Below are 17640 nucleotides of genomic sequence, written 5' to 3' on the forward strand. Positions count from 1 at the left end.
CTTCGCGCTGCGCCGCGCTCCCGCGCCGCGCATCACGCCATCAGTTACGCCATCACGTAGCACATCAGCGCGCCGACGCCCATCAGGAACACAAACAGCACGCCGGCCAGTGCCAGCGGCTTGCGCCCGGCGCGCACCAGGTCGCCGATGCGGGTATGCAGGCCGATTGCCAGCATCGCACAGGCCAGCAGCCAGTTATCCAGCGCGATCAACGGGGCCTTCCAGGCAGCGGGCACGGTGCCGGCCGAATTGAGCGCCATCACCGCGACAAAACCCACCGCAAACCACGGCACCGACTTCAGAATCCCGGCGAAGCGGCCCTTGCCGGCGGACACCTGGCCTGCCTCGGCCTTGCCTTGCGGCCACAGCGCCATCACCAGCAGCAGCGGCCCCAGCGCCAGCACGCGCACCATCTTGGCCACCACCGCGGCATCGGCGGTCGGCTCGCTGATCATCTTGCCCGCGGCGATCACCTGTGCCACCTCATGCAGCGTCGCGCCGGTGAAGATGCCGAACATGCGCTCGCTGACCGCCCAGTGCCAATGGCCGTTGGCCAGTTCGAACAGGTAGGGATAGAGCAGCATGCCGACCGTGCCGAACAGCACCACCGTGGCGACCGCCACTGCGGTCTGGCGGTCGTCGGTGCGGACCACCGACGACACTGCGATGGCCGCCGCCGCGCCGCAGATGGCACTGCCGGAGCTGACCAGGATCGCTTCGCGGCGACTCAGCCCGAAGAAGGTCGATCCGACCCACGTGCCGAACAGCAGTGTGGCGACGAGCATCGTCAGCGGCACCACGATACCGGGCAGGCCCAGTGCGACGATGGACGCGAATGTCAGCCGCAGGCCGTACAGTGCCACGCCGAGGCGCAGCAGGTAATGGCGCGCCACCTGCATCCCGGGTGCCAGCGGTGCCAGCCAGTGCTTCGGCAGCGTATTGGCAGCGACCATGCCGGCGCACATGGCGAGCGTCAGTGCGCTCAGACCATAGCGGGCGATCGCCGGATGCTCGGCCAGCGCCAGTGCCAGCCAGGCAATGCCGCCAAGCGGCACAAGCGTCAGCAGGCGCTGGGACCAGGGCGGAGAAGCAACTGCCGGGTTGGCGGCTGCGGTGCGGGGGACGCTGCTGGAAGTGGCGGAAGACATGGGAGTTCACTTATTAGGTAGTGACTCCAGCGTACTGGCCCGCCCTTAACCCGTAAAACGGGTAATATCGTTATGCCTTATCTATTCTATCGATATGGAATACCGTCCAGAGCCCCGCCCCGAGCAGCGCCCCCTGCGTCTCACGCTGCGCCAGCTATCCGTCTTCGTCGCCGTCGCCCAGCACGGCAGCACCATGGCAGCCGCGCAGGCGCTGGCGATGTCGCAGTCAGCAGTCAGCGCTTCACTGGCAGAGCTGGAACGTGCGCTGGACAGCCCGCTGTTCGATCGCATCGCTCGCCGCCTCAGTATCAACGAGACTGGCCGCCAGTTCTTCCCGCGCGCGCTGGCGCTGCTGGATCAGGCGCATGAACTGGAGCGATTTGCCACGCAGACGGGGGTGCAGTTGCGCATCGCTGCCAGCAACACCATCGGCAGCTATATCCTGCCGCCTCTGCTGGCGGGATTCCGTCATTCGCGCAGCGGGCCCTGCACTCTCGACCTTCGCATCGGCAACACCCGCGAAGTGCTGCAGTCATTGCTGCAGTTCGAAGCTGACATCGGCCTGGTGGAAGGCGCCAGCCACGAGCGCGACCTGCGCAGCATGCACTGGTGCGACGACGAGATGGTGGTGGTGGTCGGCCCCTCACATCCGCTCGCGCTCACGCCGACCGACCTGGTGGCGCTGCGCGATGCCGAATGGATCGTGCGCGAACCGGGCTCGGGCACGCGCGAGGTGATCGAGGAACGCCTGGTGCCACTGCTGGGCGAACTGCGCTTTGCGCTGGAACTGGGCAATGCTGAAGCGATCAAGCGCGCGGTGATGAGCGGCTTTGGCGTCAGTTGCCTTTCGTTGCACGTGGTGCGCGATGAACTCGCGCAAGGTACGCTGGTGGCGATCCGTGAAGGATTGCCGCGCATCGTGCGGCCGCTGCAGCTGGTGGTGCACCAGGACAAGTTTCCGACGCAAGGCCTGCTGGCCTTCACCGAATACCTGCGCACCATGGCGCCGCGAATCGGCGCGTGATGCGCGTGCCCCATCGGTGGAGCATGATGCATGCAGCGGACCGCCAAAGCGCGACGGCTAGGCCGCCTGCGGCTCACCGCGCTTGCTGCGTGCGGTGTACAGGTCGAGGAGGTGGAACAGCACCGGGTTGAGCATGATCGACAGCAACGCGCCTGCCAGGATCAGTGCCTGGCCACGCTCGGGCAAGATGTTCAGGTAGACGCCCAGACTCGCCAGGATGAACGAGAACTCGCCGATCTGCGCCAGGCTGACGGCAATCGTCATGCCGGTCTGTCCGGAGTGCCCGAACACCCGGACAATGCCCATCGCCGCCAGCGATTTGCCGACCACGATGATAAACAGCGTCGACAGAACGCCCCACGGGTCGTTGACCAGCACCATGGGATCGAACAGCATGCCGACCGAGACAAAGAACAGCACCGAAAAGGCATCGCGCAGCGGCAACGATTCTTCGGCCGCGCGATGGCTGAATTCGGATTCGGCCAGCACCATACCAGCAAAAAACGCCCCCAGCGCGAAGGAAACGCCAAACAGTGAATACGCGCCATAGGCCACGCCCAGCGCCGTCGCCAGCACGCCCAGGCGGAACATCTCGCGATTGCCGGTCCAGACGATGCGCTCGAGCATCCACGGGATAAAGCGGCGCCCGATCAGCAGCATTACCGCGACGAAGGCAGCGACCTTGCCCAGTGTCGAAAACACCGCCAGCAGGACTTCGCCCGTGCCCGGACTGCCTTCGGCAGCGGTGTCCGGGGCGCCGGCAAGCAGACCCGCCATCGCCGGCAACAGCACCAACGCCAGCACCATGGCCAGGTCCTCAACAATCAGCCAGCCTACCGCGATCCGCCCCTGGGGCGACTCCACCAGGTCGCGCTCCTGCAGCGCCTTGAGCAGCACCACGGTACTGGCCACCGACAGCGCCAGCCCGTACACCAGTCCCTGCCCCCACGACCAGCCGAACCCCCACGCCACCAGCATGCCGAGGACGGTCGCGATTCCGATCTGCACGACTGCCCCGGGGATCGCGATGCGCTTCACCGCCATCAGATCCTTGATCGAAAAATGCAGCCCGACGCCGAACATCAGCAAGATCACGCCGAGCTCGGCGAGTTCCGGCGCGAGCGCCTGGTCGGCCGTGTAGCCCGGCGTATGCGGCCCCACCACGATCCCTGCGAACAGGTAGCCGATCAGCGGCGGCAGCCGCAGTTTGCTGGCGATGGCGCCAAGGACGAAGGCCAGGACGATACCGCCGACAATGGTGCTGATGAGCGGGGTGGCGTGATGCATGCGTGCGGGGTTCCTCGTGTCAGGGGCTGGACGGCGATGGCTGGATCCCACCCGCCCTCTCCACGCGCGCCACGATGCCACGAACCACCATGCGGCGCGCACCAGCGGTCGGTGCGGCCCAATCGGCAGACTCGGAACGGGACAAGCAGGGAAAGAACGGGAAGTGCCGCAGCGGCCCCGGACACGCTGGAGGCGCATCACGGATCGGGAATGGCGTATGACATGCTGCGCCGCGATCCACCGCGCGGCGCACCCCGAAAAAGCGTACGACAGGGGTAATGTAACATGCCCGCCACCCGCTCAAAGCGCAGAAATGCAAGGCAATTCGTGGCGAGGAGTGCCTGTGCGAGGCGGAAGGAACAAGCGCAAACCACGCGCAAAACAAAAACGGCGCCCAAAGGCGCCGTTCTGCATTGCAACTGGAGGCGGAGGTCGGAATCGAACCGGCGTACACGGCTTTGCAGGCCGCTGCATAACCACTCTGCCACCCCGCCAGGTGACGTGATGCTGGATTGTAGCCGCATTCAGCCGATGCTGCCGGCTGGCCTGTCACGGCACTTCAACCCAAACAAAAAGGGAAGCGTCGCTTCCCTTTGGGGATTGGAGCGGGAGACGAGTCTCGAACTCGCGACCTCAACCTTGGCAAGGTTGCGCTCTACCAACTGAGCTACTCCCGCGTACAACTTTTTGCTGCCAGCCCGGCCGGTGCCATGCACGTTGCCGAACCTTCCATAACCTGGAGCGGGAGACGAGTCTCGAACTCGCGACCTCAACCTTGGCAAGGTTGCGCTCTACCAACTGAGCTACTCCCGCAGGGTACTGCACAAAAACTTTTTAAGGCATTTTGTTTCGCAATTTGCCGCTATCACACAACATCTTGCGCTAAACCCGCCTTATTTCGCTGCTTTCGTTTATGTCGTCAGCAACGAGAATGAGATTATGCAAAAAGCTCCTCTCTGCGTCAACACCTTTTTGGATTTTCTTTTCACTTCCGGGCGCCGGCACCCGCCACGACACTGCTGCGCTCCCGGATCTGCGGCCAGGCCAGCTTCATGTAATAGATCATCGACCACAGCGTCAGCACAGCGGCCAGATAGATCATCCAGGTGCCCAGCACGTAGGCATCGAAGCCGAGCAGTTGACCGCTGAACAGCAGCAGGGGGATCGCGATCATCTGCACGGTGGTCTTGAGCTTGCCAAGGAAGTTCACCGCCACGCTCTTGGACGCGCCGATCTGCGCCATCCACTCACGCAGCGCCGAGATCGTGATCTCGCGCCCGATGATGACCAGCGCGATCAGGTCGGTGACCCGGTCCAGCGCCAGCAGCGACAGCAGCGCGGCCGTCACCATCAATTTGTCGGCGACCGGATCCAGGAATGCGCCGAACGACGAGGTCTGGTTCCACCGCCGCGCCAGGAAGCCGTCGAGCCAGTCCGTCACCGCGGCGATGATAAAGAACGCCGCTGCCGTCAGGTTCTTGGTGTGCATGGGAAGCCATGCGTCGGGCAGGTAGAACACGCCCACCACCAGGGGAATCATGGCGACACGAAGCCAGGTCAGCAGGATCGGGATATTGAAAGGCATGGAGCTCGGGCGGCGGGGGAACGTGACCAATCCCGCGATTGTCGCCGATTTCCGGACCAATCGACCATCATTGGTCATTTTCGTGCCCGCGACAGCAACTGCCGGGGTCAATGCAACTGCCGGTAGATCTCCTCGGCCAGCCCGCGCGAGATGCCCTCTACGCTGGCCAGCTCGTCGATGCTGGCGGCCATCACGCCGCGCAGGCCGCCGAAGCGGGTCAGCAGCTTCTGGCGCCGGCGCGCGCCCACGCCTTCGATCTCTTCCAGGCGCGAGGTCGTGCGCGCCTTGGCCCGGCGCGCGCGCATGCCGGTGATGGCGAAGCGGTGGGCCTCGTCGCGGATCTGTGCCACCAGCATCAGCGCCGCGCTGCCCTGCCCCAGTTCCAGCGACGCTCGGCGGTCAGCGAACACCAGAGTTTCCAGGCCGACCTTGCGCCCCTCGCCCTTGGCCACGCCGACCAGCAGGCCGATATCGAGCCCCAGTTCCTCGAACACCTGGCGCGCCACCTCGACCTGGCCCTTGCCGCCGTCGATCAGCACGATCTGCGGCAACAGCGACGTGGCTTCGCTGCCTGCCTGCGCGCCGCCGTCTTCCTGCATCTGCTCGACCAGCTTCTGGTAGCGGCGCGTCAGCACCTGGCGCATGGCGGCATAGTCGTCGCCGGGGATGATGTCCTGGATGTTGTAGCGGCGATATTCGCTGTTCTGCATGTCATGGTGGTGATAAACCACGCACGACGCCTGCGTCGCCTCGCCGGCGGTATGGCTGATATCGAAGCACTCCACCCGCAGCAGCGCCAGGTCTTCCAGGTCGAGGCCGATGGTTTCCGCCAGCGCGCGCGTACGCCCTTCCTGGCTGCCCTGTTCGGCCAGCCTGCGCGCCAGCGCCAGCGCGGCGCCCTGCTGCGCCATCTCCAGCCACACCTTGCGCTGGCCCTGCGGCTGGCGCACCAGCGTCACCTTGCGGCCGGCATGCAGCGACAGCGCCTCCAGCACCGCACCATCGTCCGGCACATGGCTCACGACGATGATGGGCGGCGCCGGTTGCTCCAGGTAGTGCTGCACCATGAAGGCGGACAACACCCGCGCGGCGATGCGCTCGACGGTGAGCGGTAGCGTGGCTTCGGCGGCCTCGGCGGCGGCGGCTTCGTCCAGCGTGTCGCGCTGGTCGGCATCCTCGACGATCAGCGCGGCCTCGTCGGCATGGGCCGGGAAATAGGCCTTGTCGCCGAGATGTCGGCCGCCGCGCACCATGGCCAGGTTGACGCAGGCGCGCCCGCCTTCCACCGCCACGGCCAGCACGTCGATATCGCGCGCCTGCCCGCCCACTTCCTCCACCGCCTGGCGCTTGAGCACGGTCGACAGCGCCGCGATCTGGTCGCGCACGGCGGCGGCCTGCTCGAACTCCAGCCGCTCGGCATGCTGCTCCATCTTGCCCTGCAGGCCTTCCAGCACTTCGGTCTGGCGGCCCTGCAGGAAGTGCGCCGCGTTGGCGACGTCACGCGCGTAGTCCTCTTCGCTGATGGCATTGACGCACGGGCCCGTGCACCGATGGATCTGGTGCAGCAGGCAGGGCCGCGTACGGTTGTTGAAGACGGTGTCCTCGCAAGTGCGCAACTGGAACACCTTCTGCAGGATCTGCATGCTCTCGCGCACCGCATAGGCGCTCGGGAACGGGCCGAAGTACTGGTGCTTGCGGTCAGTGGCGCCGCGGTAGTACGCCATGCGCGGAAAGCGGTGCCCGGTCAGCTTGAGAAACGGGTACGACTTGTCGTCGCGAAACAGGATGTTGTAGCGCGGTGCCAGCGCCTTGATCAGGTTGTTCTCGAGCAGCAGTGCCTCGGCCTCGGTGCGCACCACCGTGGTCTCGATACGGGCGATGCGCGCGACCATCATCGCGATGCGCGGCGACAGCTGGGTCTTGGTGAAATAGCTCGAGACCCGCTTCTTCAGGTCGCGCGCCTTGCCGACGTACAGCACATTGCCGGCGGCATCGAAATAGCGGTACACGCCGGGCAGGCCCGGCAGGCGCGAGATGACCGGCTTGGGGTCGAAGGGCTCCGGCGGCAGGTCGCCCCGAGCTTCGGCGGCGATCTCGGGCTGCACCTCAGCCGGAACTTGGGCCGGAACTTCGGCCGAACCTGCGACTGGAATTTCGGCCGGCGCTGCAGCCGCCACATCGGCCTCGGGTTTCGGTGAATCGGATTGCTGGTCGGACATTGGGGGACGGTGACCGCTTCACGGCCCGCGCGCAACAAAGTGGCGCGGCCTCTAAAATCGCAAGTTTAGAGCAATTCAGCGCGCATCCCGCTCGTGGGCGCCTTTACCCGCCATGCCTATCCGCTCCTGGGACATCTTCTGCACCGTGATCGACAATTTCGGCGACATCGGCGTCTGCTGGCGGTTGGCGCGCCAGCTCGCGCAGGAGCACGGGCACGTGGTGCGGCTATGGGTCGATGATCTGGCGAGCTTCGCGCGGCTGGCGCCTGAACTCGATACCGGAGCCACCGTGCAGCGCCTGGAGGGCGTGGAAATTCGTCCGTGGCGGCCGGGAGGCGACACTGACGTGGATGACACCGCCGGGGTGGCGCCACACGACGCCGTTATCGAAGCCTTCGCCTGCGAAGTGCCGCCAGCCTTCCTGGCGCGCATGGCCGCACGCGACCCCAGACCCGCCTGGATCAACCTGGAATACCTGAGCGCCGAGCCATGGGTGCGGGAGCACCATGCGATGCCCTCGCCTCATCCACGGCTGCCGCTGGTGAAGCACTTCTTCTTCCCCGGCTTCGAGTCCGGCACCGGCGGCCTGCTGCGGGAATCGATGCTGGGCGCGCAGCGCGCCGCCTTCCTCGGCGGCAAAGCCGGCCAGGCAGCCTTGTGGCATCGGCTAAGCGTGACGCCCCGGCCTGACGCACTGCGGGTAAGCCTGTTTGCCTATCGCAACCCGGCCCTGCCCGCGCTGCTGGAGCAATGGCGCGATAGCACCGAGCCGGTCCATTGCCTGGTGCCCGCCGGCCTGGCCGCTGACCAGGTCGCAGAATGGCTGGACGCGCCGCTGCGGATCGGCGACCCGGCCGAACGTGGCAGCCTGTGCGTGCAGCTGATCCCGTTCGTACGCCAGGAGCACTTCGACGAACTGCTGTGGGCCTGCGACCTGAACTTCGTACGAGGCGAGGACTCTTTCGTACGTGCGCAGTGGGCAGCCCGGCCACTCGTCTGGCATATCTATCCCCAGGACGATGCGGCACATCAGGTCAAGCTCGACGCCTGGCTCGACCTGTTCCGCCAAAGCGGCGTGGCACCCGACGCGGCCGCAGCGTTGACGGGCTTCTGGCACGCCTGGAACGGCTATGGCGTCCCGGTCGAGTGGCCGCGCCTGCGAGCGCATCTGGCGGCACTTGCCGCAATCGCACCACGCTGGGAGCGACGCTTGCAGCATCCCGGAGATCTTGCCGCCAACCTGGTGGCGTTTTGCGAAAATCAGGTAAAATAACCGGTTGATCCAAATGGCGACCGGGCCGGAGAACCAGGTCCTCTCCCAAGCGTCGAACGCGTGGGATGAAGACCTGAATGCAAGCTGAGCACGGGGTCGCGAGCGCGTGGATACGGGCTTTCGGCGGAGCATCTGGCCGATCGCAGCGGTAATGCCGGCAGCGCGCCTTCGCCATTCCAAATTCCTACTTTCTTATTCAGGAAAACAGTTCAGATGAAAATCGCACAGGAACTCCGCGTCGGTAACGTGTTCATGATCGGCGGCGATCCGATGGTCGTGCAAAAGGCCGAGTACAACAAGTCGGGCCGCAACGCAGCCGTGGTCAAGATGAAGTACAAGAACCTGCTGACCGACGCCCCGGGCGAGTCGGTGTTCAAGGCCGACGACAAGTTCGAAGTGGTGGTGCTGGAGCGCCGCGAGTGCACCTACTCGTACTTCGCCGACCCGATGTACGTGTTCATGGACACCGACTACAACCAGTACGAAGTCGAGAAGGACAGCATGGGTGACTCGCTGAACTACCTCGAAGACGGCATGAACGTTGAAGTCGTGTTCTACAACGACAAGGCCATCTCGGTCGAAATGCCGACCACGCTGGTCCGCGAGATCGTCTACACCGAGCCGGCTGTCAAGGGCGACACCTCGTCGGGCAAGGTGCTCAAGGGCGCCAAGATCAACACCGGCTTCGAACTGCAAGTGCCGCTGTTCTGCAACATCGGCGACAAGATCGAAATCGACACCCGTACCGGCGAATACCGCAGCCGCGCCAACTAAGGCGTACGCAAGGTCCCGGCTGGCACAGCGGGACCGGCAAGGAAAAAAGGCAGCCTCGGCTGCCTTTTTCTGTTTCTGTACACTCAGCGGATCAGCCGAGCAGCTCGAACTCGTGCAGTGTGCGCAGCGCGGCGCGGTATTCGCCTTCGCCCTGCAGCTTGTTCCAGTCCATCGGCTTGCGGCGCGGGAACAGCTTGCGGACGCGGCGCTGCGAGGCCTTGTCGATGCCCGCGTCAAGTTCGGTCAGCAGCTGGTCGGCGCGATCCGGGTGGTTGCAGATCAGCACCATGTCGCAGCCGGCCGTCAGCGCGGCGCGCGCGGCCTCGGTCACGTTGCCGGCCACGCTGGCGCCCTCCATGCTGAGGTCGTCGCTGAAGATCACACCCTCGAAGCCTAGTTGCGCACGCAGCACGTCCTGCAGCCAGTAGCGCGAAAAGCCGGCCGGATTCGGGTCGACCTTGGGATAGATCACGTGCGCCGGCATCACCGACGACAGGCCCAGGCCCAGCCATTCGTACGGACGCGCGTCATGTTCGAGGATCTCGTCCAGCGTGCGCTCGTCGACCGGGATCGCCACGTGCGAGTCAGCCTCGACATAGCCGTGGCCGGGGAAGTGCTTGCCGCAGTTGCTCATGCCGGCCAGCAGCAGGCCGTGGTTGAGGTGGCCGGACAGCATCGTCACCACGCGCGGGTCGGCATGGAAGGCGCGGTCGCCGATCACGGCACTGCGCCCGTAGTCGAGATCCAGCACCGGCGTGAAGCTGAAGTCGATGTCACAGGCGCGCAGCTCGGCCGCCAGCACGTAGCCGCATGCCACCGCAGCGCGCGTCGCCGCCAGTACATCGCGGTCCCACAGCTCGCCCAGCCTATGCATCGCCGGCAAATGGGTAAAGCCATCGGTCTTGCAGCGCTGCACGCGGCCGCCTTCATGGTCGATGCAGATCAGCACGTCGTCGCGCACCGCGCGGATTGCGCGCGTCAGCGCCTGCAGCTGCGCGCGCGATTCGAAGTTGCGAGCGAACAGGATCACGCCGCCGGTCAGCGGATGCGCGATGCGGCGCGCATCGTCGGTATCGAGCTGCTTGCCGACGACGTCGAGGACCACCGGGCCCGGCCGCTTGCCGGAGTTCTTCTTTGACATTGAAGGGGTTGGATTCACAAGTCTTTGGTTTGAGGAGCTACCTCGCCGATGCGCTCGGCAATGGCGAAGGCGACTGCATAGTCATGTTCGTCACTGACACTGACCCGCACGGTGAGGCCGCGTTCCGCGAGCCATGCTGCCAGTTCTCCGTGGCATACCGGCGAAGGCTCGCCCGAAGGCAGGTTCATCAGCTCCATCGCGCGCCACGTCATCGGCCAGCGCATACCAAGGCCGATGGCCTTGGAAAAGGCTTCCTTGGCGGCAAAGCGCGTGGACAGGAAGGCGAGTCCGCGCTTCTCGGAACGCGCCTTGCGCGCGTGGTATTTGGCCAGCTCGTTCGGTCCTAGCACCTTTTCCGCGAAGCGGCCATGGGTGCGTTCCATCACGCCCTGCACGCGGGCGATCTGGATGATGTCGGTGCCGACGCCGTAGATCACGCCGGCGCGCCTGCGACGGGATATCGGGTGCCCAGGCGCGCGGCCACCATGATGGCCTTCATCTCGCGCACCGCGTTCTGCCAGCCGACGAACACCGCATGCGCGACGATGGCGTGGCCGATGTTCAGTTCCTTGATGCCGGGCAGCGCCGCGATGGGCTGTACATTGGTGTAGTGCAGGCCGTGTCCGGCGTTGACCACCAGCCCGTGCTTCAGGCCCGCGTCGACACCTTCCGCGATGCGGCGGAATTCCGCCGCCTGCTGGTCGGGCGCATGCGCATCGGCATAGGCGCCGGTATGCAGCTCGATCACCGGCGCACCGCACGCGGCCGCGGCGGCGATCTGGTCAGGGTCGGCATCGATGAACAGCGACACGCGGATGCCGGCGCCGGCCAGTTGCGCGCAGGCGGCCTTGACCTGCTCGAAGCGCCCGGCCACGTCGAGGCCGCCTTCGGTGGTCACTTCCTCGCGGCGCTCGGGCACCAGGCATACGTCCTGCGGACGGATCTCGCAAGCAATATCGAGCATCTCCTGCGTGATCGCGCATTCCAGGTTCATGCGCGTGGCGAGTTGCGGGCGCAGCGCGCGCACGTCGGCGTCGCGGATATGGCGGCGATCCTCGCGCAGGTGCAGCGTGATCAGGTCCGCGCCGGCTTCCTCGGCCTGCAACGCGGCCTGGATGGGGTCGGGATACACGGTGCCGCGCGCGTTGCGCAGCGTAGCCACGTGGTCGATATTGACGCCAAGGTCGATGACGCCCGGATTTGCGTGGAAGATCATGCGAGCAGGAGAGATTCGGATTGGAATGGGTTTGGTCACAGATACTGCAGGTCGATCAGTATCTGGCGCGTTTTCAGCGGTTCGCCTTGCAGATAATAATGCAGCAGGAAGCGCATCAGTGCCCGGCTTTGCGCCGCGGTCTGTGCGCGGCTGTAATCGTCCTGCGCCATGTCGAGCAGCGTCTGGCCCGACACCACCGGCCACGACGACGGGTCGCTCGGCTGGGCGCGGCGCACGCCGCGTTCGGGCTGGTAGACATAGTCGAGCCCCGGCTGCACGCGCTCCCCGGTGCTCAGGCACTGGTCGAAGCCCACCGCGAAGCCGGTGTCCTGCAGCAGCACGCGCTCGAAGCTGCGCAGCACCAGCCCGGCGGGCTCGCCGTGCGCCAGCCGCGTGAGCGTGGCCAGGTAGTGGCGGAACAGCACGGGGTACGCATCTTCGCGCGGGCAGAAGCGCATCAGCAGTTCGTTCAGGTAGAACGCGGACAGCAGCGCATCGCCCGCCAGCGGCGGCATGCCGCCGACCCATTCGGCCTTGGTCAGCGTCTTGACCTCGCCGCGGCCGCTCCACGACACCGAAACCGGATGGAAATGCTGCAGCACCGCGCGCAGCGCCGAATGCGGGCGCTTGGCGCCCTTGGCCACCATCGACATGCGGCCATGGTCGCGCGTGAAGACATCGAGGATCAGGCTGGTCTCGCGATACGGCCAGGCATGCAGCACAAAGCCCGGCTGGTCGGCGACGCGCGACTCGGGCCGGGCCGGCACGATGCGCATGGCGCGGTCCATCATGGCCCGTGCCGCCGCATCGGACATGCCGGGCAGCGCCTTGCTGTCGAGCAGTTCGGCCGCCTCGTCCACCACAGGATCGGCGCGGCGGGCGCGGGGCGCCGGCGCGCGCGCGATGTCAGCCGTCTTGCTCAATGGTCGCCCGCCTTTCGCTCGCAGTGCGGTCACTCGTAGCCGTAGGCCCGCAGTCCGGCTTCGTTGTCGGCCCAGCCGCTCTTCACCTTGATCCACATCTCGAGGTAGACCTTGCCGTCAAAAAGCTTTTCCATGTCGAGGCGCGCCTCGGTGGAGATCTGCTTGAGCTTGCTGCCCTTGTTACCGATGATCATGGCCTTGTGTGCGTCGCGCTCGACCAGGATGGTGGCAAACACGCGGCGCAGCCGGCCTTCGGTCTCGAACTTGTCGATGACCACGGTGCTGGTGTACGGCAGCTCGTCGCCGGTCCAGCGGAACACCTTCTCGCGGATGATCTCGGAGGCGAGGAAGCGCTCACTGCGGTCGGTCATCGCATCGGCGTCATACATCGGCTCGCCTTCCGGCAGGTAGGGCCTGATGATGTCGAACAGCCGCGCGATATGGTCGCGGGTCTTGGCCGACATCGGCACCACTTCGCGGAACGGGAACAGCTGCCCCACCTTTTCCAGGAAGGGCATCATCACTTCCGAGCGGTTCTCGCCGATGCGGTCGAGCTTGTTGGTCACCAGCAGCACCGGCGTATTCTTAGGCAACAGCGACAGCACCTTCTCGTCGTCGGCGCCGTAATAGCCGGCCTCGACGACGAACAGGATCAGGTCCACCGACGACAGCGTCGACGTGACCGCGCGGTTCAGCGAACGGTTCAGCGCGCTGGCGTGGCGGGTCTGGAATCCGGGCGTATCGACGAACACATACTGCGCGTCGTCCGTGGTCTGGATGCCGACGATGCGATGCCGCGTAGTCTGCGCCTTGCGCGAGGTGATGCTGATTTTCTGGCCGACCAGCGCGTTCATCAGCGTGGACTTGCCCACGTTGGGACGGCCGACAATGGCCACGGTGCCGCAGCGGAACGCCGCGGCCGGGTTATCCGCCGCGTCTTGCTGCGGATGGTTAGATTCGGTCATTCCTTCAACCTGAGAGACAGCTGCGGGTCCTGCGGCTGGGGTTGCTTGCGGGTCTTGCCGGTGCGCTCGGCGCGGCTGCGCTTGAGCAACTGCGGCACCAGCTTCTGGACTTCGTCCAGCGCCAGCTTGGCAGCGGCCTGCTCGGCGGCACGCCGCGAAGCACCAGTGCCGAACACCCGGACTTCCAGTTTAGGCACCGTGCACTCGACTTCAAACTGCTGGCTGTGCGCGGCCCCGTGGGTGGCGATTACGTTATATTGCGGCAGCGCGATCTTGTGGCCCTGCAGGTATTCCTGCAGCAGGGTCTTGGCGTCCTTGCCCAGCGTACGCGGATCCACCTGCTCCAGGATGGGGATATAGAGCTTGCGGATCAGCGCGCGCGCGGCCTCGAAGCCGGTATCGAGGAAGACCGCGCCAACAATGGCTTCGAGCGCGTCGGCGAGAATCGACGGGCGGCGGAAACCGCCGCTCTTCAGCTCGCCCTCCCCCAGGCGCAGCGTGTCGGACAGCTGCAGCATCTGGGCGATCTCATACAGGGCCTGCTGCTTGACCAGGTTGGCCCGCACACGCGACAGGTCGCCTTCGTCGAGCTTGCCGAACATGCCATAGAGCATGTCCGCCACGGCACAGTTGAGCACCGAATCGCCCAAAAATTCGAGGCGTTCGTTGTGCTGGGCGCTGTGGCTGCGGTGCGTCAGCGCCTGCTGCAGCAATTCTGGCTTGCTGAATCGGTAGCCGAGTCGTTGCTGCAAGGCGTCGAGGTTCATATCAGTGCTGCGTTCCCGAATAGGTGATCAGAAGACTCAGGGGTCCGTAGACGGGCACTTCGGTCCGGTACGAAAAATCGACCGAGCGGATGGTGCCGTTATCGTCCTCGCGGACCAGCAGGTCTTCGCCTTTGACTGCGGCAATCCGGTCGATGGCTGCCTGTTTGTCGAAATACTCGACGACTTCACGTTTGTTGACAGCGCGCTGCTTCGCGTAGCTGGCGGCGCGCTTCACTGAAAAATACTCCACCAGGCTCGGGATCGAGCGCACGGCCGGCAAGGCCACGCCGATCACGAAAACCACGACGACCAGCAGCGTCCAGACGGAAAATCCGCCCTGCCCGCGGTGCCGCGATCCGGCCTGCCTGTACTTCAGGCCTGGCTCTTTCCTCTTACCCTTCCCGGTCTGACCCATTTGCGCTTGCCCTCTATTGTGTTGAGCGTTCTTGCGCCGCGCGGATTGAGTTATTTAAACGAGCCCACGCGTCCGAAATTGCCCAGGTTCATCCAGATGACAAAGGCCTTGCCGACGATATTCTCGTCCGGCACGAATCCCCAGTAGCGGGAGTCGAGGCTGTTGTCCCGGTTGTCGCCCATCACAAAATAGTGACCTGCAGGTACCTTGCACGTCACACCCTGCTGATTGTAAGTGCAGTTTTCCCGGTAAGGGAAATCCGGGTCGGCGCCCGCGACGAACGCCGGCCGTTCGGCATCGTTAAGGATGCCATGGTCGACGCTGCCGGGCAGCTTTTCGCGGAAATGCTTGGAATATGCCAGGCGCTCTTCGTCCAGGAAATCCGGCAGCACGGTGTACTCGGCCGGCTTGCCATTGATGGTCAGCCGCTTGTTGAAATACTGCACCGTGTCGCCCGGCACGCCGATGACGCGCTTGATGTAATCGAGCGACTGGTCCTTCGGGTAGCGGAACACCATCACGTCGCCGCGCTGAGGCTCGCGCATGTCCATGATCTTCTTGTTCACCACCGGCAGCCGGATGCCGTATTCATACTTGTTGACCAGGATGAAGTCGCCGATCAGCAGCGTCGGGATCATCGAGCCCGACGGGATCTTGAACGGCTCGACCACGAACGAGCGCAGCACGAACACCGCCAGGATCACCGGGAAGAAGCTGGCCGAGTATTCCAGCCACCACGGCTGGCGCAGCTTTTCTTCGGCCAGGCGCTTGCGCGTGGCGTCGGCATCGGTCGCGCCGAAGCCGCCTTGCAGCGCCGCCTGGCGGGAATCGAACTCGGCCAGCGCCAGCCGCGCCGAGGCGCGGCGCTGCCGCTCGAACACGAGCTTGTCCGCGACCCACGCAACACCCGTAATCACCACCAGCACAAAAAGGATCAGTGCAAAATTCATGACGGCTTCTGGTTCTTGGAAATCCTGGTACAGCCTGTTCTGTTACGCGCGCATTGAATCGCCGCGAGTGGCATCGTACTGCCGCTGCCTTACTTGTCGTCCACCTGCAGGATGGCCAGGAAGGCCTCTTGCGGGATCTCGACCGTACCCACCTGCTTCATGCGCTTCTTGCCGGCCTTCTGCTTTTCCAGCAGCTTCTTCTTGCGGGTGATATCGCCGCCGTAGCACTTGGCCAGCACGTTCTTGCGCAGTGCCTTGACGTTCTCGCGGGCAATGATATTCGAGCCGATCGCCGCCTGGATCGCCACGTCGTACATCTGCCGCGGAATAATCTCGCGCATTTTCGCCGCGACTTCGCGACCGCGGTATTGCGAGTTGGAGCGATGCACGATTACCGACAGCGCATCGACCTTGTCGCTGTTGATCAGGATGTCGACCTTGACCACGTCGGACGGACGATATTCCTTGAACTCGTAGTCCATCGACGCATAGCCGCGCGACACCGACTTCAGGCGATCAAAGAAGTCCATCACGATTTCCGCCATCGGGATCTCATAGGTCAGCTGCACCTGCTTGCCGTGGTAGCTCATGTTGATCTGCGAGCCGCGCTTCTGCGTGCAAAGCGTGATCACCGAGCCGACATATTCCTGCGGCATATACAGGTTGACGGTGACGATCGGTTCCAGGATCGCTTCGATCTTGCTCGGGTCCGGCATCTTCGCCGGATTTTCCACGGTGATCATGGTGCCGTCGCGCATCTCGACCTGGTACACCACCGTCGGCGCGGTCGTGATCAGATCCATGTCGAACTCGCGCTCCAGGCGCTCCTGCACGATTTCCATGTGCAGCAGGCCCAGGAATCCGCAGCGGAAGCCGAAGCCCAGTGCCTGCGACACTTCCGGCTCGAACATCAGCGATGCGTCGTTCAGGCGCAGCTTCTCCAGCGACTCGCGTAGCGCTTCATACTGGTTGGCCTCGACCGGATACAGGCCGGCAAACACCTGCGGCTTGACTTCCTTGAAGCCCGGCAGCGGCGCCTCGGCCTTGCGCTGCACGGTGGTGATGGTGTCGCCCACCTTGGCGGCCTTCAGTTCCTTGATGCCGGCGATGACGAAGCCCACCTCGCCGGCGGTCAGCGCATCGCGCTGGATCGACTTGGGCGTAAACACGCCCACCTGCTCGACCAGGTGCTGAGCGCCGGTGGCCATCAGCAGGACCTTGTCCTTGGTGCGCAGCGTGCCGTTGACCACGCGCACCAGCATCACCACGCCGACATAGTTGTCGAACCACGAATCGATGATCAGCGCCTGCAGCGGTGCGTCGGCGTCGCCCTTGGGCGGCGGCACCTTGGCGATCAGGGCTTCGATCACGTCTTGCACGCCCTGGCCGGTCTTGGCAGAGCACGGCGTGGCGTCCTGCGCGTCGATGCCGATGACGTCCTCGATCTCCTGGATCGCGTTGTCGGGGTCGGCCTGCGGCAAATCGATCTTGTTCAGCACGGGCACCACTTCCACGCCCAGCTCGATCGCGGTGTAGCAATTGGCCACGGTCTGCGCCTCAACGCCCTGCGAGGCGTCGACCACCAGCAGCGCGCCTTCGCAGGCAGACAGCGAGCGGCTGACTTCATAGCTGAAGTCGACGTGTCCCGGGGTATCGATCAGGTTCAGGTTGTAGACCTTGCCGTCGCGCGCCTTGTAGGTCAGCGCGGCGGTCTGCGCCTTGATGGTAATGCCGCGCTCTTTCTCGATATCCATCGAGTCGAGGACCTGCGCTTCCATCTCCCGATCCGACAGCCCTCCACAGAGCTGAATGATCCGGTCGGCCAGGGTGGACTTCCCATGGTCGATATGGGCAATGATCGAGAAATTACGGATATGGTCCATCTAGTGTTCAGGGGAGCGCCGGCAGCAGGGCCCGGGCGGCAACAACGGTTCGTCGCAGTTCGAAAATGGC

The 17640-nt window shown here is 64.7% G+C and carries 16 protein-coding genes and 3 tRNA genes; 3 read left to right on the top strand and 16 right to left on the bottom strand.

Annotated features, from left to right (window positions below; translation table 11 throughout):
* Window positions 1-44 precede the first annotated feature (44 nt).
* Window positions 45-1148 carry a YeiH family protein gene (locus J8I82_RS30760; RefSeq protein WP_209763337.1) on the bottom strand — a complete coding sequence of 368 codons (1104 nt, stop codon included), beginning with the start codon at window positions 1146-1148 and terminating at the stop codon, window positions 45-47.
* A 94-nt stretch (window positions 1149-1242) separates the two neighbouring features.
* Between J8I82_RS30760 and J8I82_RS30765 the strand changes: the two genes are divergently transcribed.
* The gene (locus J8I82_RS30765) at window positions 1243-2172 is read left to right on the top strand and encodes a LysR family transcriptional regulator (protein ID WP_209763339.1); all 930 of its coding nucleotides are present in this window, start codon (window positions 1243-1245) and stop codon (window positions 2170-2172) included.
* 57 nt (window positions 2173-2229) lie between these two features.
* Here J8I82_RS30765 and J8I82_RS30770 read toward each other — a convergent pair whose 3' ends face one another.
* The 6 genes from J8I82_RS30770 to uvrC form a co-directional block, all read right to left on the bottom strand.
* Window positions 2230-3459, bottom strand: a complete 1230-nt coding sequence (locus J8I82_RS30770) for a cation:proton antiporter domain-containing protein (protein WP_209763340.1) — start codon at window positions 3457-3459, stop codon at window positions 2230-2232.
* A 420-nt stretch (window positions 3460-3879) separates the two neighbouring features.
* Window positions 3880-3953: transfer RNA gene (locus tag J8I82_RS30775), tRNA-Cys, on the bottom strand.
* Between the two features lie 107 nt (window positions 3954-4060).
* Window positions 4061-4136: transfer RNA gene (locus tag J8I82_RS30780), tRNA-Gly, on the bottom strand.
* Window positions 4137-4196: 60 nt separating this feature from the next.
* Window positions 4197-4272: transfer RNA gene (locus tag J8I82_RS30785), tRNA-Gly, on the bottom strand.
* A 172-nt stretch (window positions 4273-4444) separates the two neighbouring features.
* Window positions 4445-5044 (bottom strand): CDP-diacylglycerol--glycerol-3-phosphate 3-phosphatidyltransferase, encoded by a 600-nt coding sequence (pgsA, locus tag J8I82_RS30790; protein ID WP_029046324.1) that lies wholly within the window; start codon window positions 5042-5044, stop codon window positions 4445-4447.
* 107 nt (window positions 5045-5151) lie between these two features.
* Window positions 5152-7263: an excinuclease ABC subunit UvrC gene (uvrC, locus tag J8I82_RS30795; RefSeq protein WP_245180311.1), complete on the bottom strand. Its 2112-nt coding sequence runs from the start codon at window positions 7261-7263 to the stop codon at window positions 5152-5154.
* Between the two features lie 112 nt (window positions 7264-7375).
* Between uvrC and earP the strand changes: the two genes are divergently transcribed.
* The gene (gene earP, locus J8I82_RS30800) at window positions 7376-8536 is read left to right on the top strand and encodes an elongation factor P maturation arginine rhamnosyltransferase EarP (protein ID WP_209763341.1); all 1161 of its coding nucleotides are present in this window, start codon (window positions 7376-7378) and stop codon (window positions 8534-8536) included.
* Between the two features lie 213 nt (window positions 8537-8749).
* Window positions 8750-9310, top strand: a complete 561-nt coding sequence (gene efp, locus J8I82_RS30805) for an elongation factor P (RefSeq protein ID WP_029046321.1) — start codon at window positions 8750-8752, stop codon at window positions 9308-9310.
* A gap of 91 nt (window positions 9311-9401) precedes the next feature.
* Here the strand turns inward: efp and nagZ are convergent, their stop codons facing one another.
* From nagZ to lepA, 9 genes are all read right to left on the bottom strand, one after another.
* Complete coding sequence (gene nagZ, locus J8I82_RS30810) at window positions 9402-10451, bottom strand: beta-N-acetylhexosaminidase (RefSeq protein WP_209763342.1); 1050 nt, start codon at window positions 10449-10451, stop codon at window positions 9402-9404.
* 14 nt (window positions 10452-10465) lie between these two features.
* Window positions 10466-10888 (bottom strand): holo-ACP synthase, encoded by a 423-nt coding sequence (gene acpS, locus J8I82_RS30815; RefSeq protein ID WP_209763343.1) that lies wholly within the window; start codon window positions 10886-10888, stop codon window positions 10466-10468.
* Window positions 10885-11667, bottom strand: a complete 783-nt coding sequence (gene pdxJ, locus J8I82_RS30820) for a pyridoxine 5'-phosphate synthase (RefSeq protein ID WP_209763345.1) — start codon at window positions 11665-11667, stop codon at window positions 10885-10887. Before pdxJ ends, acpS begins: the two co-directional genes overlap by 4 nt.
* A 35-nt stretch (window positions 11668-11702) precedes the next feature.
* Window positions 11703-12590: a DNA repair protein RecO gene (gene recO / locus J8I82_RS30825; RefSeq protein WP_209763346.1), complete on the bottom strand. Its 888-nt coding sequence runs from the start codon at window positions 12588-12590 to the stop codon at window positions 11703-11705.
* 29 nt (window positions 12591-12619) lie between these two features.
* On the bottom strand, window positions 12620-13555 hold the full coding sequence (gene era / locus J8I82_RS30830) for a GTPase Era (protein ID WP_209763347.1): 936 nt from the start codon (window positions 13553-13555) through the stop codon (window positions 12620-12622).
* A complete protein-coding gene (gene rnc / locus J8I82_RS30835) occupies window positions 13552-14322 on the bottom strand; it encodes a ribonuclease III (protein WP_029046315.1) in 771 nt (256 codons plus the stop codon). The genes era and rnc overlap by 4 nt, the downstream gene beginning before the upstream one ends.
* A 1-nt stretch (window position 14323) precedes the next feature.
* The gene (locus J8I82_RS30840; RefSeq protein WP_209763348.1) at window positions 14324-14737 is read right to left on the bottom strand and encodes a DUF4845 domain-containing protein; all 414 of its coding nucleotides are present in this window, start codon (window positions 14735-14737) and stop codon (window positions 14324-14326) included.
* Between the two features lie 50 nt (window positions 14738-14787).
* Window positions 14788-15687, bottom strand: a complete 900-nt coding sequence (gene lepB, locus J8I82_RS30845) for a signal peptidase I (protein ID WP_209763349.1) — start codon at window positions 15685-15687, stop codon at window positions 14788-14790.
* A gap of 89 nt (window positions 15688-15776) precedes the next feature.
* Window positions 15777-17570 (bottom strand): translation elongation factor 4, encoded by a 1794-nt coding sequence (lepA, locus tag J8I82_RS30850; protein ID WP_209763351.1) that lies wholly within the window; start codon window positions 17568-17570, stop codon window positions 15777-15779.
* Window positions 17571-17640 lie beyond the last annotated feature (70 nt).

This window comes from Cupriavidus consociatus (assembly GCF_017814975.1).
GTDB lineage: Bacteria > Pseudomonadota > Gammaproteobacteria > Burkholderiales > Burkholderiaceae > Cupriavidus > Cupriavidus consociatus.

Coding starts and splice junctions, on each gene's coding strand:
- J8I82_RS30760 (WP_209763337.1), bottom strand. CDS start 1,148: ATGTCTTCCGCCACTTCCAGCAGCGTCCCCCGCACCGCAGCCGCCAAC.
- J8I82_RS30765 (WP_209763339.1), top strand. CDS start 1,243: ATGGAATACCGTCCAGAGCCCCGCCCCGAGCAGCGCCCCCTGCGTCTC.
- J8I82_RS30770 (WP_209763340.1), bottom strand. CDS start 3,459: ATGCATCACGCCACCCCGCTCATCAGCACCATTGTCGGCGGTATCGTC.
- pgsA (WP_029046324.1), bottom strand. CDS start 5,044: ATGCCTTTCAATATCCCGATCCTGCTGACCTGGCTTCGTGTCGCCATG.
- uvrC (WP_245180311.1), bottom strand. CDS start 7,263: ATGTCCGACCAGCAATCCGATTCACCGAAACCCGAGGCCGATGTGGCG.
- earP (WP_209763341.1), top strand. CDS start 7,376: ATGCCTATCCGCTCCTGGGACATCTTCTGCACCGTGATCGACAATTTC.
- efp (WP_029046321.1), top strand. CDS start 8,750: ATGAAAATCGCACAGGAACTCCGCGTCGGTAACGTGTTCATGATCGGC.
- nagZ (WP_209763342.1), bottom strand. CDS start 10,451: ATGTCAAAGAAGAACTCCGGCAAGCGGCCGGGCCCGGTGGTCCTCGAC.
- pdxJ (WP_209763345.1), bottom strand. CDS start 11,667: ATGATCTTCCACGCAAATCCGGGCGTCATCGACCTTGGCGTCAATATC.
- era (WP_209763347.1), bottom strand. CDS start 13,555: ATGACCGAATCTAACCATCCGCAGCAAGACGCGGCGGATAACCCGGCC.
- rnc (WP_029046315.1), bottom strand. CDS start 14,322: ATGAACCTCGACGCCTTGCAGCAACGACTCGGCTACCGATTCAGCAAG.
- J8I82_RS30840 (WP_209763348.1), bottom strand. CDS start 14,737: ATGGGTCAGACCGGGAAGGGTAAGAGGAAAGAGCCAGGCCTGAAGTAC.
- lepB (WP_209763349.1), bottom strand. CDS start 15,687: ATGAATTTTGCACTGATCCTTTTTGTGCTGGTGGTGATTACGGGTGTT.
- lepA (WP_209763351.1), bottom strand. CDS start 17,570: ATGGACCATATCCGTAATTTCTCGATCATTGCCCATATCGACCATGGG.